We start from the raw sequence: 21,445 nt of genomic DNA, 5'->3' as shown, positions 1-21,445 counted from the left end.
CGATCCGCGGGGCTCCCGCTCAACCCCACTCACCCGGCTCCGATGATCGTCCGCCCTCACCTTCACTGGTTCCGCATGCTGCTCGCGTGGCGCGGCTCCGTGCTGCCGCAGCTTTTGCCGCGCCTCCTGCTCGTGCTGGCGATCTCGATCGTGGCCGTCGCGTCCCACGATCACATCCTCAAGGTCACAGTGAACCTGAGCACCGTGCCGTTCTCGCTGATCGGCATTGCGCTCGCGGTGTTCCTCGGCTTTCGCAACAGCGCGAGCTACGACCGCTACTGGGAAGGCCGCAAGCTGTGGGGGCAAATGCTCAACCAGACGCGCTCGCTCGTGCGCGAGTCGCTCACGCTCGTACAAAGCGATGACTCGCGCGCGCACGTGCGCCCGTTCGCCGAACTGCTCTGCGCGCTGCCGCACGCGCTGCGCCACCAGTTGCGCCACACCGACCCGCGCGCGGACCTCGAAGCGCGCCTGCCGCGCGACATGCTGGAACGCGTGATGGCCTCGCGCTACCGTCCCATGACGCTCGTCCAATGCGCCTCCGAGTGGCTGCGCGACGAAGCGCGCGCGGGCCGTGTCGACGGCTACGCCGTGCTCGCTTTCGAACACAATCTCAACGGACTTTCCGACGTGATCGGCGGCTGTGAGCGCATCGTCTCCACGCCGCTGCCGTTCGCTTATACGGTGATGATTCACCGCACCGTGTACTTCTTCTGCGCGCTGCTGCCCTTCGGGCTCGTCGACAGCATCGGCGCGCTCACGCCGATCTTCGCGGTGTTCGTGGCCTACGCGTTCATGGCGCACGAAGCGATCGCCTCGCAGCTCGAAGACCCGTTCGGTACCGATGAAAACGACCTCGCGCTCAATGCGATGTCGGAGAGCATCGAAGTCGCGCTGCACGACCTGCTGGGCGACCCCACCACGCTTACGGCACGCGCGCCGGAGCAGTTCATCTTCGATTGAAACGCCCGCCCGGTTAGCGGTTATTCACCGTCTCCGACAAGCGTTTGAGCGTCGCGAGCCGCGCCCCGAGCAGATCGAGGCGCGCGTGCTCGTCGACGAGCGGTATGGTCGCATCGCGATACGCGCGCCACGAGCTTTCCGCCCGCGCGAGCGCGGGCCGCGAATGCGCCGGCATGCGCGCATACAGCTTGCGGTAATAGCGATTCAGGTCGTAGCTCACGTGCTCGCAGCGCGCATCCGCGCTACAGGCGCGCACGCGCGCCGGCGCGTCGCCCGCGGCCGCCACGGCCTGCCCGCGCAGCGAGAGCGCGCGGTCGCGCACCGGCTGCAAGCGCATATCCGCTTCGTAAAGCTGATACGTCGAGCCGCTCGTGCTCGCGAAGGCCGCGCCGAGCATCGTGTCCTCGGCGTCGCGCCACGCCGCCCATTTATTCTGACTAAGTTGCCAGCGCTTTTGCTGCGCGGGCGGCAACTGCGCGATCAGTTGCGCGAGCGCCGCGTCGGCGGCGCTGTGCCATGCGGTGCGGGCCTCGTCCATGCACTGGATCTGACCCGCCGTCGTAGAGCGGTCGGCGCGCGCGAGACACGTGCGCATGCCCGCATCGATCGGGTCGGCGGCCGCCACTTCGGCGTGCGCCGCCGGCGCCACAACCGCCAACCCGGCCACCAACCCGGCTGCCACACCCGCCGCCAGCGTGGCCGCCGTTGCCAGCGCCGTCACGAAAGAACGCACCATCATGCCGCTCGACCTTCTCCTTGCGCTCAAGCGCGCACGCAATCCACGAAGTACTCGATGCGGCCGTTGATGGTCTCGCCCACGAGTCCGTGGATGTCGGTGTGGAAGCCCGGGAAGCGCTCGTTGAATTCGCGCGCGAACTTCAGGTAATTCACGATCGTCTTGTTGAAGCGCTCGCCCGGAATCAGCAGCGGAATGCCCGGCGGATACGGCGTGAGCAGGATCGACGTGACGCGGCCTTCGAGCTCGTCGATGGCCACGCGGTCGATCTCGCGGTGCGCGAGCTTGGCGAACGCATCGGACGGCTTCATCGCGGGCTCCATGTCCGAGAGGTACATCTCGGTCGTGAGGCGCGCGATGTCGTTGGCGCGGTAGACGCTGTGGATCTGCTGGCACAGATCGCGCAAGCCCACGCGCTCGTACATCGGATGCTGAGCGACGAATTCGGGCAGCACGCGCCAGAGCGGCTGGTTGTTGTCGTAATCGTCCTTGAACTGCTGGAGCTCCGTGACCATCGAGTTCCAGCGGCCCTTGGTGATGCCGATCGTGAACATGATGAAGAACGAGTAGAGACCGGTCTTCTCCACGATGATGCCGTGCTCGGCCAGGTACTTCGTGACGATGGCCGCGGGAATGCCGGTCTCGCCGAAGTCGCCGTCCACGTCCAGACCCGGGGTGACGATGGTCGCCTTGATCGGGTCGAGCATGTTGAAGCCTTCGGCGAGCTTGCCGAAGCCATGCCAGCGGTCGTTCGGGCGCAGCATCCAGTCTTCGCGCGAGCCGATGCCTTCCTCGGCCAGATCGTCGGGGCCCCAGACCTGGAAGAACCAGTCGTCGCCGTATTCGGCGTCGACCTTGCGCATGGCGCGGCGGAAGTCGAGCGCCTCCGCAATCGACTCTTCCACGAGCGCGGTGCCGCCCGGCGCTTCCATCATCGCAGCGGCCACGTCGCACGACGCGATGATCGCGTACTGCGGGCTCGTGGACGTGTGCATGAGGTAGGCCTCATTGAAGCGGTGGCGATCGAACGCGCTGTCTTCGGAGTCCTGCACCACGATCTGCGAAGCCTGCGAGATGCCGGCCAGCAGCTTGTGCGTGGAGTGCGTCGCGAACACGAGCGCCTTGGTGCGCGGACGGCCCGCGCCGATCGCGTGCATGTCCTGGTAGAACGAGTGAAATTCGGCGTGCGGCAGCCAGGCTTCGTCGAAGTGCAGCGTGTCGAGCATGTCGCCGAGCAGGTCCTTGATCATCTCGACGTTGTAGATCACGCCGTCGTAGGTGCTTTGCGTGATCGTGAGGATGCGCGGCTTGACGTTCGGGTTCTTCGCGAGCACTTCACGGGCGAACGGATTTGCCTCGATCTTCTTGCGGATGTTTTCCGGCTTGAACTCGTCGCGCGGAATCGGGCCGATGATGCCGAAATTGTTGCGGGTGGGCGTGAGGAACACGGGAATCGCGCCCGTCATCGTGATCGCGTGCAGGATCGACTTGTGGCAGTTGCGGTCTACAAGCACGATGTCGCCCGGCGCCACCGTGGCGTGCCAGACGATCTTGTTCGACGTGGAGGTGCCATTGGTCACGAAGAACACGTGGTCCGCGCTGAAGATGCGCGCCGCATTGCGCTCCGAAGCCGCGACCGGGCCCGTATGATCGAGTAGCTGGCCGAGTTCCTCGACCGCATTGCAGACGTCCGCGCGCAGCATGTTCTCGCCGAAGAACTGGTGGAACATCTGGCCGAGCGGGTTCTTCAGGAACGCCACGCCACCCGAGTGACCCGGGCAGTGCCACGAGTAGGAGCCTTCGTCGGCGTACTTCACGAGTTCCTTGAAGAACGGCGGCGCCAGCGCGTCGAGATACACCTTGGCTTCGCGAATCACGTGGCGCGCGACGAACTCCGGCGTGTCCTCGAACATGTGGATGAAGCCGTGCAGCTCGCGCAGGATGTCGTTGGGCAGGTGGCGCGAAGTGCGCGTCTCGCCGTACAGGAAGATGGGAATGTCGGCGTTGCGCTTGCGCACCGCTTCCACGAACGCGCGCAGCGCGATGATCGCGGGCGCGTGGCCGGGCGCTTCGCCGTCCGAGCCTTCCACGTAGGGCAGCAGCTCGTCGTCGTCGATCGACAGAATGAAACACGCCGCGCGACTCGATTGCTGCGCGAACGACGTGAGGTCGCCGTAGCTCGTCAGCCCGAGGACTTCCGCGCCCTCTTTCTCGATGGCTTCGGCCAGTGCCCGGATGCCGGAACCCGAGATGTTCTCGGAGCGAAAATCTTCGTCAATGATGACGACGGGAAAACGAAACTTCATGGGCGAATTCTCCAAAAGAAACGACCGCTGCTAGTGATGCGCAGCGGTCCCCGTATGTCGTATGTCCGGTGGGTTGTGTGCGCTCGAACGTCAGGTCTTCGGCAGCGTGACGCCGTGCTGGCCTTGATATTTACCGCCGCGATCCGCGTAAGACACCTCGCAGACCTCGTCGCTCTCGAAGAAGAGCACTTGGGCCACGCCTTCGTTCGCGTAGATTTTGGCAGGCAAAGGTGTCGTATTCGAGAATTCGAGCGTCACGTAGCCTTCCCACTCGGGCTCGAACGGCGTGACGTTCACGATGATCCCGCAGCGCGCATAGGTGGACTTGCCCAGACACACGGTCAGGACATTGCGCGGAATGCGGAAGTACTCGACCGTGCGCGCGAGCGCGAACGAATTCGGCGGGATGATGCAAACGTCGCCCTTGAAGTCCACGAACGATTTTTCGTCGAAGTTCTTCGGGTCGACGATGGTCGAATTGATGTTCGTGAAGATCTTGAATTCGTCGGCGCAGCGAATATCGTAGCCGTAGCTCGAGGTGCCGTAGCTCACGATCTTGCGGCCGTCTTCCGACATGCGAACCTGGTCGCGCACGAACGGCTCGATCATCTGCTGCTCTTCGGCCATGCGCCGGATCCACTTGTCGGATTTGATTGCCATGTTGGGCTACGGTCCAGAAAAAACGGGGAACGAAAAAAGGTAAAGCCGGAAACAACGCAAAAGCGGCGCGGGAATGGTCCGAAAGCGCGCCTCGCGCGCCTTGCATGCCCGCTCCAGGGCGTGCCGCCGCTGAGCGAAAGGCGCCTATTTTACGCGATGTGGATCGGCGTGCCGGGAAGTGCACGCGAGGCGCCCCTCGGCGGGGGCCAATGTGGGCATTACGGCCGCGCGTTATTGAGCCTTGATCACGCCGCAGGCGAGCGCCGGGCCGGTGCCGCGCGCGGGAAAGGCGTAGGGGTCGATGGGGTCGCGATGCACGAGCACCGAGCGTTGCTGCACGGAGCGCACGCCGTCGAGCGAGACGTCCGGCGCCACGATGAAGCCGATGGCGACGCCATTGGAATCCGCGTGGATATTGCCGAGGTCGCCCTCTACACGCACGCCCGGCTTGAGGCGATCGGCCGCGGGGGCGAACACGCTGCCGGCGCTCGATGCGTCCGCAGCGTTGCAGTCGCCGCGTTCGTGGACCTGGACCGCGTGGTCGCTGTCGGGCGTGAGACCGATGAGGTTGTAGCTCACCTGCACGCCGTCCGAGCGCTCGACGAACGAGACGGTGCCCCGCACCTGGCTGCCGACGGTAGGCAAGACCTGTGCGAGCGCACGCTTGTCCTGCCGGCCCATGAAGCTCGTGCAGCCGGCCAGCAGCATGCACGCCGCCACGGCCAGCACGGCTGCGTTGCCCGCGCGCCTTGCGTCTCCCCTGTCGATTCCTTTGCCCATGCAATCCTCATGTCCGCACGCGGTGCGCCCCTGCGATCGTCGATCCGGACCCTTGAATGTCACATGATACCGCGCGGACGGCCTTGTGCGCGCCCCGCGTGAGCGCTGCCCCGCCCGCCGTAAGCCTTGTGCAGCAAGGCCGGGCGAGGTATGCCGCGCGGCATCGGCTCAAACAGGGACAGCTTGCCGGCCTGGCCCGCTTGCCGCGCGATGCGCCGCTCAGGTGTTCTGCACGACGATGGTCGGGAACTTCGAGCTCATGTCGCGCGCGCGCTCCGCGATCTGGATTGCGATGCGGCGGGCGATGGACTTGTAAATCGCGGCCACGGAGCCGGCCGGATCGGCCACCACGGTCGGACGACCCGAGTCGGCCTGTTCGCGAATCCCGATGTCGAGCGGCAGGCTGCCGAGCACCTCCACGCCATACTCCTTCGCCATGCGCTCGCCGCCGCCCGCGCCGAAGATGTGCTCGGCGTGACCGCAGTTCGAGCACACGTGCACGGCCATGTTCTCGACGATGCCGAGGATCGGAATGCCCACCTTCTCGAACATCTTGAGGCCCTTCTTCGCGTCGAGCAGCGCGATGTCCTGCGGCGTCGTCACGATCACGGCGCCCGTGACCGGTACCTTCTGCGAGAGCGTCAGCTGGATGTCGCCCGTGCCCGGCGGCATATCCACCACCAGATAGTCGAGTTCGCGCCAGTTGGTCTGCCGCAGCAACTGCTCGAGCGCCGAAGTGGCCATCGGGCCGCGCCAGACCATCGGGTTGTCCTGCTCGATCAGAAAGCCGATCGAGTTGGCCTGCACGCCATGCCCTTCGAGCGGGTCCATCGACTGGCCGTCCGGCGATTGCGGGCGGCCCTCGATGCCGAGCATCATCGGCAGCGACGGGCCGTAGATGTCCGCGTCGAGCACGCCAACGGAAGCGCCTTCGGCCGCCAGCGCGAGCGCGAGGTTCACGGCGGTCGTGCTCTTGCCCACGCCGCCCTTGCCCGAGGCCACGGCCACGATGTTCTTCACGTTCGGCAACAGCTTCACGCCGCGCTGCACGGTGTGCGCGGTAACCTCGTGGCGCACCGCGACCCGGCTCGCCTTGACGCCGGGCACAGCGGCAAGCGCGCCTTCAACCTGGGCGCGGACCGCGTCGTACTGACTCTTTGCCGGATAGCCGAGCACGATCTCGACGCCGACCGTATCGCCGTCGACCGTAACGTTTCGCACGCCTTTTGCCGTTGCGTACGGCCGGCCCGTGTTCGAATCCACGAGGGCCGCAAGCGCGGCGTCGACCAATGCCCGATCAATGCTCATTCAAACTCCGTGTGCAAGAATGCGCCGGCGCCCCCGCGGCCCGGAATGCCGCGAGCTGTCATGTCAGCGCCGGAAATCGCAAGAAATTGTTAAGCTGGATTGCGCAAATGCCCGAGGCAAGGCACGCTTCGCGGCATCGGCCCTTTTTGCACCGCTGATTGTGCCGAATGCGCACTTGTCAAGCCGTTGCCAAGCAACGGCCCAATAATTGCCAAACGATTCACGCAAGTGCCCAAGTCGTCATTGTAGTAGTTGCAGCCGCGCGCCGTCCGAAGACCCTGAGCCCAGTCGGGGCCCGCGAGCGGCACAAGCAACTGCCCTGTTCTACCAAGAGAGGATTGAAAATGAACACAAGAATCTTGACCCGCCTGTCCATCTTCGCCGTTGCCGGCGCGCTCGTCGCCGGCTGCGCAACCCAGCAGGGCACCAACACCGCCATCGGCACGGGTGTCGGCGCGGGCACGGGCGCGGCCATCGGCGCGATCTTCGGTGGCGGCAAGGGCGCGGCCATCGGCGCGGGCGCGGGCGCGCTGGTCGGCGGCGTCACGGGCTACAACTGGACTGCCATCCACAACAAGCTCACGGGCGCCACCAAGGGCACCGGCACGCAGATCACCGAGCAGCCGGACGGCTCGCTCAAGCTCAACATCCCGAGCAACGTGACGTTCGACACCAACAGCTACGCGATCAAGCCGTCGTTCGCACCGGTGCTCGACCAGGTCGCGCAGACGCTGCAGCAGAACCCGGAAGTGGTCGCGCAGGTCGTGGGCCATACGGATAACACGGGCCAGCCCGCATACAACCAGACGCTGTCGGTCAACCGCGCGCAGAGCGTGGTCAACTACCTGGCGTCGCACGGCATCCCGATGCAGCGCATGGCGGCCGAGGGCCGCGGCGACACCCAGCCGATCGCCGACAACAGCACCGAAGCCGGCCGCACCGCGAACCGCCGCGTGGAAATCTATCTGCGCGCGACGGCGCAGCACCAAGGGGGCTAAGCGCGCCTTGGCCTTGCGGCGCCGCATCAGCTACATCGCGGCGCCACATGACAACACAAGCGGGACGGCTGCGAAGCCGTCCCGCTTGTGTTTTGGGCCTGCATAAACTCCGCGAGCAGGCCCACGTCCATACACACGGCGGGCGAAGTTAGCGAACTGAAAAATTTTTCGAACTCTCCCCAAACTCCGCTGTCTTTCTTTACGGTACGTGTGCGGCGACGCCGCCGCGTCACCATTCTCCTCTTGTCGTTGTTGCTCCGGGGCCATACTGCCCCGGTTTTTTTTGCCCGCGTTTTTTGCCCGCGTTTTTTGCCGACGCTTTCTGCAAGCGCCCAGGGCAGCAACTGCGCACCGCATTCAAGCGCCAGCCCGCGCACCGCCACACGCGATCCGCGGCGTCGGGCGGGCAAACGCGCCCCACGCCCACCCTGCTAAAATTGCGGTTTCGACCTCCCGCCTCACCGGAACCCCCTCACCTATGTCCGCACCCGCCACCGACCTCGTTGCAGCCGGCGCGTCTGCCACGCAAAGTGCCAGCCGCCGCCAGATTCTCGTCACGTCTGCTCTGCCCTATGCCAACGGGCAGATCCACATCGGCCATCTGGTCGAGTACATCCAGACGGACATCTGGGTTCGCGCGCTGCGAATGCATGGCCACGAGGTCTACTACGTCGGTGCCGACGACACTCACGGCACGCCCGTCATGCTGCGCGCCGAGAAGGAAGGCCTCACGCCGCAGCAGCTGATCGCGCGCGTCTGGCAAGAGCACAAGCGCGACTTCGACAGCTTTGGCGTGTCGTTCGACAACTACTACTCGACGGACTCCGACGAGAACCGCGTGCTCTCGGAATCGGTGTATCTGGCGCTGAAGGCGGCGGACCTCATCGAGACGCGCGACATCGAGCAGGCCTACGACCCGGTCAAGAACATGTTCCTGCCGGACCGCTTCATCAAGGGCGAGTGCCCGAAGTGCGGCGCGAAGGACCAGTATGGCGACAGCTGCGAAGTGTGCGGCTCGACCTATGCGCCCACCGACTTGAAGAACCCGTATTCGGTAGTCTCGGGCGCGACGCCGATCCGCAAGACCTCGACGCACCACTTCTTCCGTCTTTCGGACCCGCGCTGCGAGCAGTTCCTGCGCGGCTGGGTGAGCGGCCTGGCTCAACCGGAGGCCACCAACAAGATGCGCGAGTGGCTCGGCGACGCGGGCGAATCGAAGCTCGCCGACTGGGATATCTCGCGCGACGCGCCGTACTTCGGCTTCGAAATTCCGGGCGCGCCCGGCAAGTACTTCTACGTGTGGCTCGACGCGCCTGTCGGTTATTACGCGAGCTTCAAGAACCTGTGCGAGCAGCGCGGCATCGACTTCGACGCGTGGGTCGAGCCCGACACGAAGACCGAGCAGTACCACTTCATCGGCAAGGACATCCTGTACTTCCACACGCTGTTCTGGCCGGCGATGCTGCAGTTCTCGGGCCATCGCACGCCTACCAACGTGTTCGCGCACGGCTTCCTCACGGTGGACGGCGCGAAGATGTCGAAGTCGCGCGGCACCTTCATCACTGCGCAAAGCTATATCGACACGGGCCTGAATCCCGAGTGGCTGCGCTACTACTTCGCGGCCAAGCTCAATAGCTCGATGGAAGACCTCGACCTGAACCTCGAAGACTTCCAGGCGCGCGTGAACAGCGACCTCGTCGGCAAGTACATCAACATTGCGAGCCGCGCGGCAGGCTTCCTCATCAAGCGCTTCGAAGGCCGTGTGCTGGACAGCGCGATGAACCATCCGCTCATCGCGCAACTGAGCGCCGCGATCCCGCAGATCGCCGCGAACTACGAAGCGCGCGAGTATGGCCGCGCACTGCGCCACACGATGGAGCTCGCCGACACGGTGAACGCGTACGTCGATACGGCCAAGCCGTGGGAACAGGCAAAGGACCCGGCCAACGCAGCGGCGCTGCACGAAACCTGCAGCGTGAGCCTCGAAGCGTTCCGCCTGCTTTCGCTGGCGATGAAGCCGGTGCTGCCCACGCTCGCCGAGGGCGTCGAGCAGTTCCTCGCAATCGCGCCGCTCACGTGGGCCGACGCGGGCAAGACGTTGTCGTCGCAACAACCGATCAACGCGTACAAGCACCTCATGACGCGCGTGGACCCGAAGCAGATCGAGGCGCTGCTCGCCGCGAACCGCGACTCGCTGCAGGCGACCGAAGCGCCTGCTGCCGCCAATGCCGACGCGAACAAGAAGTCGAAGGCGTCGAAGGAAGCGAAGAAGGCCGAGCCTGAAACGCCCGAAGTCATCTCCATCGACGACTTCGCGAAGATCGACCTGCGCGTGGCGCTGATCGTCGACTGCAACATCGTGGAAGGCTCGGACAAGCTGCTGCAACTCACGCTCGACGTGGGCGAAGGCAAGACGCGCAATGTGTTCTCGGGCATCCGCTCGGCGTACAAGCCCGAAGACCTCAAGGGCAAGCTCACGGTGATGGTCGCGAACCTCGCACCGCGCAAGATGAAGTTCGGCATGTCCGAAGGCATGGTGCTCGCCGCCTCCGCCGCCGACGAAAAGGCCGAACCGGGCCTGTACATTCTCGAGCCGCATAGCGGCGCGAAGCCGGGCATGCGCGTGCGCTAAAACAGCGCTCGAACTCTCCCTCGCGAGAGGGACTTCGCAAGCAGAAAAAAACACCCCGCAGGCGAGTCACGCTGCGGGGTGTTTTGTTTGCTGCCAGAGTTGGCGTATCTACCGCTTCACGCTTTACCACTTGATGCGGTCATAGCGCCGCGTATAGAGCACATCCGCGCCATAGAACGTGCCGCCATAAGCGGTCACCGACCAATAGCGCGTGAGGTTGATAGTGGCCTTGATCGCGTTCGACGCCGACTGCAGCCCTTGCTCGTAGCCGAGCACGAACCGTTCGTTGATGGCCTTGGAGAGCATCACGACCTCGGGATCGGTGAGGCCGACCTCGCTGCGCCCGATCGAGAATTCGTCGAGTCCGATGCTCTGCGCGATGCGCTTGCCCTGCGCGCTGCCGAGCAGCGCCAGCGCCGTCGTCATCGCATTTTGCTGGCCAACGTTGTTGCCCTGGTCGGTGCCGTGGCCGAACAGCAGCCACGAGAGCTTGTCGCTGTCGGGCACGTTCGGCTCGGAAACGAGCTTCGCCACCGGCGCCTGGACCGTGCCCGTCACCTGCACGCCCGCCTCGACCTGCTGGTTGCGCTTCATCGCGAGAATGTTGATGCCCGGGTTGCCGACCGGCCCGTTGAAGGTGAAGTAGCCGTTCTCGATGTTGAGCTTGGTGCTGAACGCCGTGTAGGTGGAGCCTTCGGTCACGCGCACGTTGCCGACCGCGCGCAGCGGCACATCGGGTGCGCTGGTCACGGTGATGGTGCCGGCGAGGCCGAGATCCGCGCCCTGGCCGTGGAAGCGGAAGTCTTTCCCAAGGCTGATGGCGATATTCGAGCGCGGCGAGAAGCGCGGCGCGGGCTTTTTCGATGCCGTCTCTTCAATCGGCGGCGGTATGCCGCCCGTGGTCGTACCGTCGGGGCGCACGATCACAATGTCGTCGCCGAGCGATGGCGCGGGCGACTCCGGCATGTCGAAGCGCGCGCGATCGACGGTGAACTTGCCGTCGATCTGCATGCCGCCCAGATGCCCGCCATTGGCAATGGTCGCGCTGCCCGACAGCGACAGCTTGCGGTCGGGCGAAGCAAACAGTTCGAGCTGGTCCGCGATGATGCTCGCGGTGAGATCGGGCTCGGCATTATCGAGCCGCACGCGGCCGGTCGCGCGCAGCGTGCCGCTCGTCGCGCCGTGGAACTCGACCTGCTGGAAGTCGACGAGATTCTTCGAGAGCGCGATGCGGATCACGCCGTCCTTCAGCTCCAGGCCCTGATCGACGACCGTGGCGGAGATTCCGTCGCCGACCAGCGAGCCCGTGAGGTTCGGCTTCGCGACCGTGCCGCCCAGCGCGAGATCGAGCGCGAGATGGCCGTCGAGCAAATAGCTCGGTCCCAGCAGGCCGCCGGTAGTCTTGAGCGAGGGCACGTTCGCCTTGATCGTGCCACCGAGCGGCGCTTCGTCGGCCACCGTGAGCATGCCGTCGCGCGCCACCAGCGTGGTGTTCGTGTCGATGTCGAGCACGCCGATGCGGCTGGCCTGCGCATGCGCCGTGAGCGTAAGCCGGTTGCCGCCGCTGAAGGCCGCGCGCGCAGTGAGGTCGCCGATGCCAAGCGAGGCGAAACCGCGCCCGATCTCGGTCGTGATGTCGCCGGAGCGGCGCTTCACCTGTACATAGCCGGTCGCGCTTTGGCCGAGCGAGAAGTCCCAGTCGCCATCGAAGATCAGGTCGGACTTGAGCGTGGACGGCACGCCCGTGAATTGCTGGCGCAACTGCAGGATGCGCGCGACCGAGACGTTCGTGAGCGCGCCCGCCGAGCGGATGCGGCCATGGTCGAGGTCGAACGACTTCAAGTCGAGCGAAGCGCCAACGGCCGCGATGCGCATCGCGCCAAGCGTGACCTTGCCCGGCCCCGCGCTCACCGTCACCGGCGCCTCCAGCTTCACGCCCGGCACGCCGCGATTCTCGAGTTGCGTCACCGTGCCATCCCAGCGCGTGCCCTCGCTGGTGTCCGAGAGCTTACCGTTGGCCGCTACCGCAACATCGATCGGCTGCCCCTGCACGCGACCCTTCGCACTCGCGGTGAGCGTGTGCTTCGCGCGCGTGCCGGCAAGGCGCGCGCTCAGCGTCGTGATGTCGACGCCCGCCACGGCAATGCCGCTCGCGTCGGCGCTGAACGCGAGCGCGCCGTTCGCGCCGTCGTGCGCCTCGGCCCGGCCCTCGGCGTGGCCGATACGGTTCTCGCCGAACACCACGCTCTCGGCCTTGTAGTCGAGCGTCACGTCGGGATGCGCGAAGGTGCCGGTCAAGTCGCCGCTCGCCGCCAAGCGGCCCGCGACACCGAAGCCGAGCCGGTCGAGCTGCGGCGCATCCACGCGAAAACGCAGACGGTCGCCGCGCGCGCCGAAGCTGCCCTGCAGGTCGACGTTATTGCCCGCGACCGAGAGATTCGCGCGGCTTGGCAGGATGCGCGAGCCCGCGAGCTGGACGAGGCCCTCGCCGGTAAGCGGCAAGTCGTCGTAGACGCTCGGGCCGAGCTTGAAATCGGCCTTCGTCGTGAAGGTGGGCGCGAGCATGCCGCTTGCGTTGAGCGTCCCGTTCACGCGCGCCGTGATGCGGCGCGCCGGAGCCTTCGGCGCGGCTTTGCGCGGAGCGGTTTTTGGCGCGCCAGCTCGAGGCGCGCTTTGAATGGTGTTGCGCGCAACGTTCTGCGCGTCCGCCTGCTCGCTCGTCTGCGCCGAATTGAGCGTAGGGTTCATCGCCGGGTTGAGCGCGAGATTGCGCTTCGGATTCAAGGCGTCCTGTTCCGCCGCGCGCTGCGCATCGGTGGGCCCCGCGGGCTTCGCCGCCTTGTGCGCCGCGTCCGTGCGCGCCGGCGCCTGCGACGTCAGCGAGAGCGGATCGAAGTCGGTCAGCACCGCCTTGAGCGTGTAGCTCGAATTGGCATCGTGCTTGAGCGCGCCCGAGAGATCGAGACGTCCGGCGCCCGAGCTCAGCCGCACGTCGTTGAAGGCGAGACGCGCGGGATCCTGCGTCACCTTGCCCTGCAGGCGCAGCGCGGCCTTCGGATCGGCGAGATCGAGCGCGACGCTCTGTGCGTCGCCGGCCAGGCGCACCGTGATTGGGCCCGCCAGCTGGGTCGGAATCACGCTCGCCTCGATCGCGCTCAGGTCGAGCGCCGCCACCTTGAGGTCGAAGCGGCCGTTGCGCCCGCTCAGCACACCGCCGCCCGTCACCGTGGCGTTCTTCACGAGCCGCACGTTCAAATTCGAGAGGCGCTGCGTGTGCGCGTCGAGCACGACGTTCGTGTGCGCGTCGACCAGCGGTAGCAGATGCGCGTCGATGGCGCCCGGCTTTGCGTTGACGATCGACACCGTGCCCGCGACCGTGAAGCCCGCCGCGTTGGGATTTTCGTGGCGCGACGCGGCGCTGGAAACGCTGGAAGCACTTGAAGCGATGCCTGCGATGGAGGCTGGCGCAGTTGCCGACGCGCCAGCCGAAGCCACTCGCGCCTTCGCCGCCGATACACCCGATGCGCCCTTTGCGCCGGACGCCGCGGCCTGCGACGCTGCCTCGGGCACGAACGGCTTGACCCCGCCCTGCGCAGGCGCAAGGTCGGCGCGCAGTGCGAGGTCGGCGAACGGCGCGCCCGGCGAAAACGCCTGCGGGTTCACGTGATCGAACGCCAGCGTCACGCGCTTGAGCGGCACCGCCGCGAACGGCGCCGCCTCGGCGTGCGCCTGCCCCGTCAGCTTCATGCCGCTCGCCGCGATGTCGGCGCTAAGCGCCTCCAGCGATCCACCAAGGCGTGCACTCACCTGCACGTCCTCGTTATTCACCTTGCCCGCATAGCCGAGGTCGCCCGAGAGCGCGAACGGCCGCACGCCGTCGAGCTTCGCGCTGGCGTTCAGCGCACCAAACGGCGTGTCGAGCTGCTCGACGGCCGCCTCGTGGTGCCGCCCGTCGCTGCGTCCGTGGAATGCGAAGTTCGAGAACTCGGTGGCCGAGGTGCCCTCGTGCAATGTGAGCTTCGCCACCCGCAAATCGCGAATCTCGAGCGCGAGCGGCAACCGCAGGTCGCCCGGCAGTGTCATCGGCGACGAAGGCTCGTTGGACGGCACAATGCGCGCGTCGATTTCGCCCACATGCAGATAGTCGAGCACGAAGCGCCAGGGCCGCCCCTCGTGGATCTCCAGCGCCCACTGGCTGCTCGCGCGGTCGATCGCGAAAGTCGTGCCGTCCTTGCCGCGCCAGCGTACATCGCGCAGGCGCAGGCCCGTCGCGATCGTGCCGCCATCGAGCGTGCCGGCGAGTTGACCGCCCAGCACCTTCACGGCCACGCGCCACGCCCAGGCGGTGCCGCGCTCGGTCGTCGCCACGCCATAGACGAGCCCGGCAACGACCGCCACGATCAGCACGGGCGCGGCAACCGCCCACGCTAGAGATTTCCACAAGCGGCGCCGGCGGCGCGGCGGCGGCGCATCCGCGCCACCGGCTCCGTTCGCGCCATCGCCACCATCACCGCCCGCTGGAGGCGTTTCAGACGGCGGCGCGCCGCCACCCTCCGACCGGGCGGCAAACACCGCCTCAGGCACGAGCCAACCCACGCAACGCCAGCGTTCGCGCGCGCTCATGCGGCGCCTCGCACGGCGGAATGCCCGTTGGCGGAGCGCCCTTTGGCGGCGCGCCCCTTGGCGAGCAGCAGCATCGAAACAGCGCGGAGCGTGGCGAGCGTCATTATCAGAAAGCGATTCCGAGAGTCACGTAGGGCCGCACCTTGTGGTCGCGGAAACCATACGCGAGGTCGAGATTGACCGGACCGACGGGGCTGCGCCAGCGTGCGCCAAAGCCCGCGCCCGGATAGAAGACCTTTTCTCCCCAGGTGTCGGTCGCGGTGCCAATGTCGAAGAAAACCGCGCCGCCCCAGTCGTGATTGAACCAGTGCTGATACTCGCCCGATCCGGTCACGAGATACTTGGCCGGCAGAATCGAGCCGTCGACGTTGTCGCCGATGCTCTGGAACGCGTAGCCGCGCACCGAGTTCGAGCCGCCCGCGCGAAACAGCAGCGAAGCGGGCACATTCGAGGAACTACTCCCCGTGAAGACGCCGCCCATCTCGGCGCGAAACAGCACGATGTCGTCGCGGCCGATCGGCAGATACTGCTGGCCGCGCGCGTAGCCGCGCACAAACGTGGCGTCGGAGCCCGCGCCCTTCACGCCGAAGCCCGCCTCCACACGCACGACGTTGCCCGAGCGCGGAAACAGCGGATCGTCGACGTTGCGACGCGTCCACGACCACTGGGGCATCAGCGCGCGGGCCATGGTGGGCGGCCCGGCATTCTGGTAAAGGCGGTCCTGGTAGTAGAGCAGCGAGTACGCAAAGTCGATGTTCTGCGACGTGCGCGTGCGCTGCACGCCTGCGCGCAGGCTGTAGATCGTGGTGTCCGAGACGTCGGTGGTCGTGTACGACGCGAGCACGCTGTTGGTCCACGCGCGCTCGCCTGGCGGCATCGAAAGCTGGATCTGGCCGTACTTCTGGATCTGGTCGAGCCGCCCCGAAAGCTGCAGCGGCCACGCCGAGCCGAAGGTATTCAGATACGTGTACGAGCCCTGGACGTGTGCGCCGGTATCGGTCGAGTAGCCCACGCCGCCGCGGAAATTGTTGTACGGATATTCGCTCACCTTCACGTGCAGCGGCGTCTGCTCGGGCTTTTGCGTGTTGTCGTCGACGTCGATGGCCACGCTCGCGTAGTACGGCGTGTTCTGGACCTGGCGCTGCAGTTCGGTCACGCGGGTGACGTCGTAGATTTCGCCGGGCGTGATCGGGTTCACGTTGCTTATGATCCGCTCCGGGTAGCGCCGCGTACCCGAGATGTCGACCTGCCCCATTGTGAAAGTCGGGCCGCTGTCGAATGTGACGGAAAGCTTCGCGTCATGCATAAGCGGGTCGATACGCGCCTCGGAGCGCACGATTTTCGCGCCCACGTAGCGGCGCGACTGCAGCGCCCTGAGCGCCGCGTTCTTAGCGCCATTCCAGCCGGACTGCGTGAAAGCGTCGCCCTCGTGCAGCGAGAACGCGAAACGCGTGGCATTTTCCTGCGCGTGATCCTCGGTCTGCACCGGCCCCGTAAATGTCAGATTCACCGCCGAGATGGTCGTGCGCGGGCCCGCATCCACATGCACGATCACGCGGCGCTTGCCGTTTTCGCCAGTGCGCACGTCGGTGCGCACGACCGGCGTGAAATAGCCTTCCGTGGAGGCGAGGTCGCGCACCTGCTGCGGCGTGGCCGTGATGAGAAAGTCGAACTGGTCGTCGCTGACGCCGGGTCGCGTGGAAAAACGCGCGATGTCGAGATGCGCCTCGAGCAGCTTGGCCAGCTCGCGCGGCGAGGTCTGGACTTCGACGTCGTAGTAGGTGCGCTTGTGCGACCACGGCAGCAGATCGACCAGATCGGCCCGCGCGGGCGCCGCGCTCATGAAGCTGACGAGAAGACTCACGGCGAGCCACGCGGCGAAGCGCAGCGAGCGCGTGTGCGCGCGCGCAACACGTGAAATCTGCCCGCCGATGACGCCCCGCGCAGCGGCGTGCCCGTGCCGCGTCACCCGCGAGGGACGCAGCTTCACGCGCAGCGCTTCGTTCACCCTTCCCGCCAAACAAAACCTCCAGCCGTGGTTCTTTTTCCGTTGCACACGCCGGGCGCGGGCGCAAACGCGTTATTTCACCACATCAGCGCTCGAAAACCCCAGGATGCGGCGCAAAAAGGGCCGCAAGAAGCGTTGTAACCGGGCACCATGGCCGCCAGGGACGAAGCGCGAGCGTCGCCCGTCCGGATGTTCCACGTCCCGCGCTTGCGGTAAAATTCCCGCCGACACGCGTCAATCACACTGAATCTCACTAATCGCAAACTACCTGCGACGGACATTCGCCATGTATCAGTCGGAAATCACGCAGTTCCTGAATCAGCTCAAAGAGCAGAAGCCCGGTCTGGAGGAGCAGCAGCGCAAAGGCCGCGCCCTCCTTTGGGACAAGCAGCCGCTCGACCTCGATGAACGCGAGCGCCAGCAAGCCTCGCGCGTCAAGCAAACGCCCTACGTCTACTACCAGAACTTCTGATGGCCGAGGCCGACGGGGCCGAGATGGCTAACAAGGCCGAGGGGAAGGCCGCCGCGGGCCATGCCCTTGCAGGCGCAGCCGAAGCGCATCACGCTGCGGCTAACCCGGCCAGCGCGGCCAGCCAGGGTGAAGCACTCACGGCCCCCGCCACCGATTCGACGCCCAACACGGTTGACGGCGTCGCATTCGCGCGCCTGTACGGCGAGCCGCTCTTCAAGCTCCCGCAAGACCTCTACATCCCGCCGGACGCGCTCGAAGTCTTCCTCGAAACGTTCGAAGGCCCGCTCGATCTGTTGCTCTACCTGATCCGCAAGCAGAACTTCAACGTGCTCGACATCCCGATGGCGGATGTCACGACGCAATACCTCGGCTACGTCGAACAACTGCGCAAGACCAATCTCGAACTCGCCGCCGAATATCTGCTGATGGCAGCCATGCTCATCGAGATCAAGTCGCGCATGCTGCTGCCGGTCAAGAAGGCCGACACGGGCGAAGAAGCCGAAGACCCGCGCGCCGAACTTGTGCGGCGCCTGCTCGAATACGAGCAGATGAAGCTTGCCGCGCAGCGCATCGACCGCCTGCCGCAGCTCGGCCGCGACTTCCTGCGCGCCGAGGTCTATATCGAACAGAGCATCACGCCGCGCTTTCCCGACGTGGACAGCAACGACCTGCGCGCCGCGTGGGCCGACGTCATCAAGCGCGCGAAGCTCGTGCAGCACCACAAGATCTCGCGCGAGGAACTCTCGGTGCGCGAGCACATGAGCACGATCCTGCGCAGGCTCCAGGGTGCGCGCTTCATGGAGTTCTCCGAGCTTTTCGACACCACGCGCGGCGTGCCTGTGGTGGTCGTGAACTTCATCGCCATGCTCGAACTCGCGCGCGAATCGCTCATCGAGATCACCCAGCCCGAGCCGTTCGCGCCCATCTACGTGCGCCTCGCGTATTTGCCCGCCTAGTCGACAAGCCGCCTGCACTGCCGGTCCGCGCCAGAAATTGATCAATCCCCATATAGCCTCCCGCGCGCGGAGCCAGGATAACCCCCCATCCGGAGCGGCTGCGCAGCACGCCTAAATCCTCTACAATCGCCCGCGCCTGCCCCCGACGGGCCGGGCACACGCCATCCGGCCAGCCGCGCGCCCGAGTGCGCCGCGTGCATCGCCGCTTGCCGCAACCCGTCTTGCCCCGTGCGAGGCATAACGCATCCGATCATGAAAGTCATCAGCTCGATTCAGGAACTGCGCGACCAGTTGCGCGGCCAAAACCGCACCGCGTTCGTGCCGACCATGGGCAACCTGCACGAAGGCCACCTCTCGCTGATGCGCCTCGCGCGCCAGCACGGCGACCCGGTGGTGGCCAGCATCTTCGTGAACCGCCTGCAGTTCGGCCCGAACGAAGACTTCGACAAATATCCCCGCACGCTCCAAGACGACATCGAGAAGCTGCAGAAGGACAACGTCTACGTGCTGTTCGCGCCCACCGAGTCCGACATGTACCCGCAGCCGCAGGAATACCGCGTGCATCCGCCGCACAATCTGGGCGACATTCTCGAAGGCGAGTTCCGGCCCGGATTTTTCGAGGGCGTGTGCACGGTCGTCATGAAGCTGATGTCGTGCGTGCAGCCGCGCGTCGCGGTGTTCGGCAAGAAGGATTACCAGCAGCTGATGATCGTGCGCGCGATGTGCCAGCAGTTCGCGCTGCCGACCGAGATCATCGCCGCCGAAACCGTGCGCGACACCGACGGCCTCGCGCTCAGCTCGCGCAACCGCTATCTCTCGCCCACCGAACGCGCGGAAGCGCCGCAACTGGCGCTCGCGCTGCGCGGGATTCGCGAAGCGGTCCTCGCGGGCCGCCGCGACTTCCAGCAACTCGAACACGAAGCGATGGCCGCGCTCGCCACGCGCGGCTGGCAGCCCGACTACATCGCAATCCGCAAGCAGGCGAATCTGCTGCCTCCCGCAGCCGGCGTTGCCGCCGATGCGGATGCGCCGCTCGTCGTGCTGGCCGCGGCCAAGCTCGGACCCACGCGCCTGATCGACAACCTCGAGATCTGAGCGTCGCGTTTTTCGCGCCGTTTTGCCGATTTTTCAGCCGATTTTTCCCGCATCACCCGCGGCGGGCCGCGCGCCCGCTCGCCTGAGGAGACTCACCATGCAACGCCATATGCTCAAGTCGAAGATCCACCGCGTCGCCGTCACGCACTGCGAGCTGCACTACGAAGGCTCGTGCGCGATCGACGAAAACCTGCTCGAAGCGGCGAACATCGTCGAAAACGAGCGCATCGACATCTGGAACATCAACAACGGCGAGCGCTTCACGACCTACGCGATCAAGGGCGAGCGCGGCAGCGGCATGATCTCGCTGAACGGCTCGGCCGCGCGCCGCGCGCAACTAGGCGACCTCGTGATCATCGCGGCTTTCGCGAACGTGGAAGAAGAAGAATTGAAAGCGGGCTGGAAGCCGGATCTCGTGTTCGTCGACGAGAACAACCGCATCAAGGGCAGCCGCGACCACGTGCCGACGCAAAGCTGGACCTGATAAAGCGCGCAAAACCCGGGCGGCCTCGAGTGTCGGCGCCGCCCGGAAGGAATCCAGGCGCCGCCGGGGTTGCCGCTTATTTGCTGTTCACCCACTCGATGATCGAGCGCCACTGCTCGAGATCCTTCTCCACGCGGCTTTTCGCGACGTCCCACAGCGTGAGCCCGTGGGCGGCCATCTGCACGTAGTTCTGCGTGTCGCGCACATAGCCCAGCACGGGCAACTCCAGCCCCTCCACGAAGCGCTGCAACTGCTCGGCCGAGCGCGTGCGCGCGTCCACCCGCATGCCCACCACGCCCACCTTGATGGCGCCCTTTCTCACCGCCTTTTCCTTGGCCAGCCGATCGAGAAAGTCCTTGGTCGCGAGAATGTCGAACATCGAGGGCTGCAGCGGCACGATCACTTTATCCGCGAGCGCGACGATCGCGGCCAGCCGGTTGCCGTGCAGGCCCGCCGGCGTGTCGATGATGGCGTGCTCGAGCCCCTTGGGCGGCTTCGCCGGGTTATCGAGGTCGACGTTCCAGCTCTCGATGGCGGGCAGCGTCTCGGGCCGCAGGTCGAGCCATGCGTGCGCCGACTGCTGCCGGTCGAGGTCCGCGAGCGCAACCCACTCGCCTTGCGCCGCAAAATAGCCGGCCAGATTGGTGGACAGCGTGCTCTTGCCAACGCCGCCCTTGGGGTTCGCCACCACGATCACCGTCATGAATGCTCCCGTCAGGATGGCTGGCGCGCGGGCCAGCCGGTTTGCCGATTCTGCTGATTCTGCCGATTTCGCTTCCGTCGATGCCGCCGCTGCCACGAAACGCCGCGCGCCAGTCGCCGGGAAGCCGCGCGGCACACCGATGCGCCGACGCAACCGTCCGATAATATCGGCAAATGCGGCGGCGCCGAAGTTCCGGCCCGTGAGCGCGCCGGATGCGAGCCCGCATGGCGCATCGCACGCCGTCCTGCATCGAACTTCGATCCCCTATTTTCCGACCATCAAGGAAACCCTCCTGCCATGAGCATCTTGCGCACCGATATCACCATCGATTCCCTGCACCAACGCCAGCGCGGCCGGCTGCCCGAGCTGATCGGCTTTCGCGCGGTCGCGCTCGACCAGGGCCTGCTGCGCGGCGAACTTGAGATCCGCAGCGAACTGCTCGCGCCCAATGGCTTCCTGCACGCCGCCACGGTCATCTGCCTCGCCGATACGGCCTGCGGCTACGGCTGCCTCGCGCACCTGCCGCCGGGCGCGAAAAACTTCACCACCATCGAACTCAAGAGCAACTTTATGGGCACGGCGCGCGAAGGCACGCTGAGCGTGGTCGCGACCGGCGTGCATCTCGGGCGCAGCACGCAGGTCTGGGACGCCACGGTAACGGGCCCGGACGGCAAGACCACCGCGCTGTTCCGTTGCACGCAGATGGTGCTGTACTGAAGCG

The 21,445-nt window shown here is 66.0% G+C and carries 17 protein-coding genes; 9 read left to right on the top strand and 8 right to left on the bottom strand.

From position 1 onward, the window contains the following. Window positions 1-42 precede the first annotated feature (42 nt). Window positions 43-963 carry a bestrophin family protein gene (locus tag HV773_RS01550; protein WP_129561456.1) on the top strand — a complete coding sequence of 307 codons (921 nt, stop codon included), beginning with the start codon at window positions 43-45 and terminating at the stop codon, window positions 961-963. Window positions 964-976: 13 nt separating this feature from the next. Here HV773_RS01550 and HV773_RS01545 read toward each other — a convergent pair whose 3' ends face one another. The 5 genes from HV773_RS01545 to apbC all read right to left on the bottom strand — a co-directional run bounded on the left by HV773_RS01545 (window position 977) and on the right by apbC (window position 6,753). Further along, window positions 977-1,702 carry a lysozyme inhibitor LprI family protein gene (locus tag HV773_RS01545; RefSeq protein WP_129561455.1) on the bottom strand — a complete coding sequence of 242 codons (726 nt, stop codon included), beginning with the start codon at window positions 1,700-1,702 and terminating at the stop codon, window positions 977-979. Between the two features lie 23 nt (window positions 1,703-1,725). Beyond that, window positions 1,726-4,005: an arginine/lysine/ornithine decarboxylase gene (locus HV773_RS01540; protein ID WP_129561454.1), complete on the bottom strand. Its 2,280-nt coding sequence runs from the start codon at window positions 4,003-4,005 to the stop codon at window positions 1,726-1,728. A gap of 90 nt (window positions 4,006-4,095) precedes the next feature. Beyond that, window positions 4,096-4,665, bottom strand: a complete 570-nt coding sequence (dcd, locus tag HV773_RS01535; RefSeq protein WP_129561453.1) for a dCTP deaminase — start codon at window positions 4,663-4,665, stop codon at window positions 4,096-4,098. Between the two features lie 231 nt (window positions 4,666-4,896). Next, window positions 4,897-5,445, bottom strand: coding sequence for a superoxide dismutase family protein (locus HV773_RS01530; RefSeq protein WP_129561452.1), 549 nt, complete (start codon window positions 5,443-5,445; stop codon window positions 4,897-4,899). A gap of 219 nt (window positions 5,446-5,664) precedes the next feature. Then, window positions 5,665-6,753, bottom strand: a complete 1,089-nt coding sequence (apbC, locus tag HV773_RS01525) for an iron-sulfur cluster carrier protein ApbC (protein ID WP_129561451.1) — start codon at window positions 6,751-6,753, stop codon at window positions 5,665-5,667. Window positions 6,754-7,097: 344 nt separating this feature from the next. Between apbC and HV773_RS01520 the strand changes: the two genes are divergently transcribed. Together HV773_RS01520 and metG are read left to right on the top strand one after the other, a co-directional pair. Beyond that, on the top strand, window positions 7,098-7,751 hold the full coding sequence (locus HV773_RS01520; RefSeq protein WP_129561450.1) for a YiaD family glycine zipper/OmpA-like lipoprotein: 654 nt from the start codon (window positions 7,098-7,100) through the stop codon (window positions 7,749-7,751). 478 nt (window positions 7,752-8,229) lie between these two features. Then, entirely contained in the window at window positions 8,230-10,383 is a 2,154-nt protein-coding gene (gene metG / locus HV773_RS01515) for a methionine--tRNA ligase (RefSeq protein WP_129561449.1), read from the top strand. Window positions 10,384-10,506: 123 nt separating this feature from the next. Here metG and HV773_RS01510 read toward each other — a convergent pair whose 3' ends face one another. Continuing rightward, the gene (locus tag HV773_RS01510) at window positions 10,507-15,006 is read right to left on the bottom strand and encodes a translocation/assembly module TamB domain-containing protein (RefSeq protein ID WP_129561448.1); all 4,500 of its coding nucleotides are present in this window, start codon (window positions 15,004-15,006) and stop codon (window positions 10,507-10,509) included. Between the two features lie 106 nt (window positions 15,007-15,112). After that, window positions 15,113-16,849 (bottom strand): autotransporter assembly complex protein TamA, encoded by a 1,737-nt coding sequence (locus HV773_RS01505; protein ID WP_129563287.1) that lies wholly within the window; start codon window positions 16,847-16,849, stop codon window positions 15,113-15,115. A gap of 451 nt (window positions 16,850-17,300) precedes the next feature. On the opposite strand from HV773_RS01505, the gene HV773_RS01500 reads away from it, so the two are divergent. The 4 genes from HV773_RS01500 to panD all read left to right on the top strand — a co-directional run bounded on the left by HV773_RS01500 (window position 17,301) and on the right by panD (window position 20,021). Continuing rightward, on the top strand, window positions 17,301-17,486 hold the full coding sequence (locus tag HV773_RS01500; protein ID WP_129561447.1) for a DUF3460 family protein: 186 nt from the start codon (window positions 17,301-17,303) through the stop codon (window positions 17,484-17,486). Window positions 17,487-17,509: 23 nt separating this feature from the next. Then, window positions 17,510-18,442, top strand: coding sequence for a segregation and condensation protein A (locus HV773_RS01495; protein WP_129563286.1), 933 nt, complete (start codon window positions 17,510-17,512; stop codon window positions 18,440-18,442). Window positions 18,443-18,694: 252 nt separating this feature from the next. Then, entirely contained in the window at window positions 18,695-19,537 is an 843-nt protein-coding gene (gene panC, locus HV773_RS01490) for a pantoate--beta-alanine ligase (RefSeq protein WP_129561446.1), read from the top strand. Window positions 19,538-19,634: 97 nt separating this feature from the next. Then, the gene (gene panD, locus HV773_RS01485) at window positions 19,635-20,021 is read left to right on the top strand and encodes an aspartate 1-decarboxylase (protein WP_028221186.1); all 387 of its coding nucleotides are present in this window, start codon (window positions 19,635-19,637) and stop codon (window positions 20,019-20,021) included. 76 nt (window positions 20,022-20,097) lie between these two features. On the opposite strand, the gene HV773_RS01480 is transcribed toward panD, so the two are convergent. Beyond that, window positions 20,098-20,724 (bottom strand): ParA family protein, encoded by a 627-nt coding sequence (locus tag HV773_RS01480; protein ID WP_129561445.1) that lies wholly within the window; start codon window positions 20,722-20,724, stop codon window positions 20,098-20,100. Here HV773_RS01480 and HV773_RS01475 point away from each other — a divergent pair. Both HV773_RS01475 and HV773_RS01470 read left to right on the top strand, forming a co-directional pair. Next, entirely contained in the window at window positions 20,723-21,025 is a 303-nt protein-coding gene (locus HV773_RS01475; RefSeq protein WP_129561444.1) for a hypothetical protein, read from the top strand. The two genes, HV773_RS01480 and HV773_RS01475, sit on opposite strands and share 2 nt — an antisense overlap. After that, entirely contained in the window at window positions 21,022-21,441 is a 420-nt protein-coding gene (locus HV773_RS01470) for a PaaI family thioesterase (protein WP_129561443.1), read from the top strand. The genes HV773_RS01475 and HV773_RS01470 overlap by 4 nt, the downstream gene beginning before the upstream one ends. Window positions 21,442-21,445 lie beyond the last annotated feature (4 nt).

It is taken from the genome of Paraburkholderia caffeinitolerans, from assembly GCF_902859945.1.
Classification (GTDB): domain Bacteria; phylum Pseudomonadota; class Gammaproteobacteria; order Burkholderiales; family Burkholderiaceae; genus Paraburkholderia; species Paraburkholderia caffeinitolerans.
This window is presented reverse-complemented; position numbering and strand designations above follow the sequence as displayed.

Bases quoted from the DNA above. Each gene is read 5' to 3' on its own strand.
- HV773_RS01550 (WP_129561456.1), top strand. From the start codon at position 43: ATGATCGTCCGCCCTCACCTTCACTGGTTCCGCATGCTGCTCGCGTGG.
- HV773_RS01545 (WP_129561455.1), bottom strand. From the start codon at position 1,702: ATGATGGTGCGTTCTTTCGTGACGGCGCTGGCAACGGCGGCCACGCTG.
- HV773_RS01540 (WP_129561454.1), bottom strand. From the start codon at position 4,005: ATGAAGTTTCGTTTTCCCGTCGTCATCATTGACGAAGATTTTCGCTCC.
- dcd (WP_129561453.1), bottom strand. From the start codon at position 4,665: ATGGCAATCAAATCCGACAAGTGGATCCGGCGCATGGCCGAAGAGCAG.
- HV773_RS01530 (WP_129561452.1), bottom strand. From the start codon at position 5,445: ATGGGCAAAGGAATCGACAGGGGAGACGCAAGGCGCGCGGGCAACGCA.
- apbC (WP_129561451.1), bottom strand. From the start codon at position 6,753: ATGAGCATTGATCGGGCATTGGTCGACGCCGCGCTTGCGGCCCTCGTG.
- HV773_RS01520 (WP_129561450.1), top strand. From the start codon at position 7,098: ATGAACACAAGAATCTTGACCCGCCTGTCCATCTTCGCCGTTGCCGGC.
- metG (WP_129561449.1), top strand. From the start codon at position 8,230: ATGTCCGCACCCGCCACCGACCTCGTTGCAGCCGGCGCGTCTGCCACG.
- HV773_RS01510 (WP_129561448.1), bottom strand. From the start codon at position 15,006: ATGAGCGCGCGCGAACGCTGGCGTTGCGTGGGTTGGCTCGTGCCTGAG.
- HV773_RS01505 (WP_129563287.1), bottom strand. From the start codon at position 16,849: ATGAGCGCGGCGCCCGCGCGGGCCGATCTGGTCGATCTGCTGCCGTGG.
- HV773_RS01500 (WP_129561447.1), top strand. From the start codon at position 17,301: ATGTATCAGTCGGAAATCACGCAGTTCCTGAATCAGCTCAAAGAGCAG.
- HV773_RS01495 (WP_129563286.1), top strand. From the start codon at position 17,510: ATGGCTAACAAGGCCGAGGGGAAGGCCGCCGCGGGCCATGCCCTTGCA.
- panC (WP_129561446.1), top strand. From the start codon at position 18,695: ATGAAAGTCATCAGCTCGATTCAGGAACTGCGCGACCAGTTGCGCGGC.
- panD (WP_028221186.1), top strand. From the start codon at position 19,635: ATGCAACGCCATATGCTCAAGTCGAAGATCCACCGCGTCGCCGTCACG.
- HV773_RS01475 (WP_129561444.1), top strand. From the start codon at position 20,723: ATGAATGCTCCCGTCAGGATGGCTGGCGCGCGGGCCAGCCGGTTTGCC.
- HV773_RS01480 (WP_129561445.1), bottom strand. From the start codon at position 20,724: ATGACGGTGATCGTGGTGGCGAACCCCAAGGGCGGCGTTGGCAAGAGC.
- HV773_RS01470 (WP_129561443.1), top strand. From the start codon at position 21,022: ATGAGCATCTTGCGCACCGATATCACCATCGATTCCCTGCACCAACGC.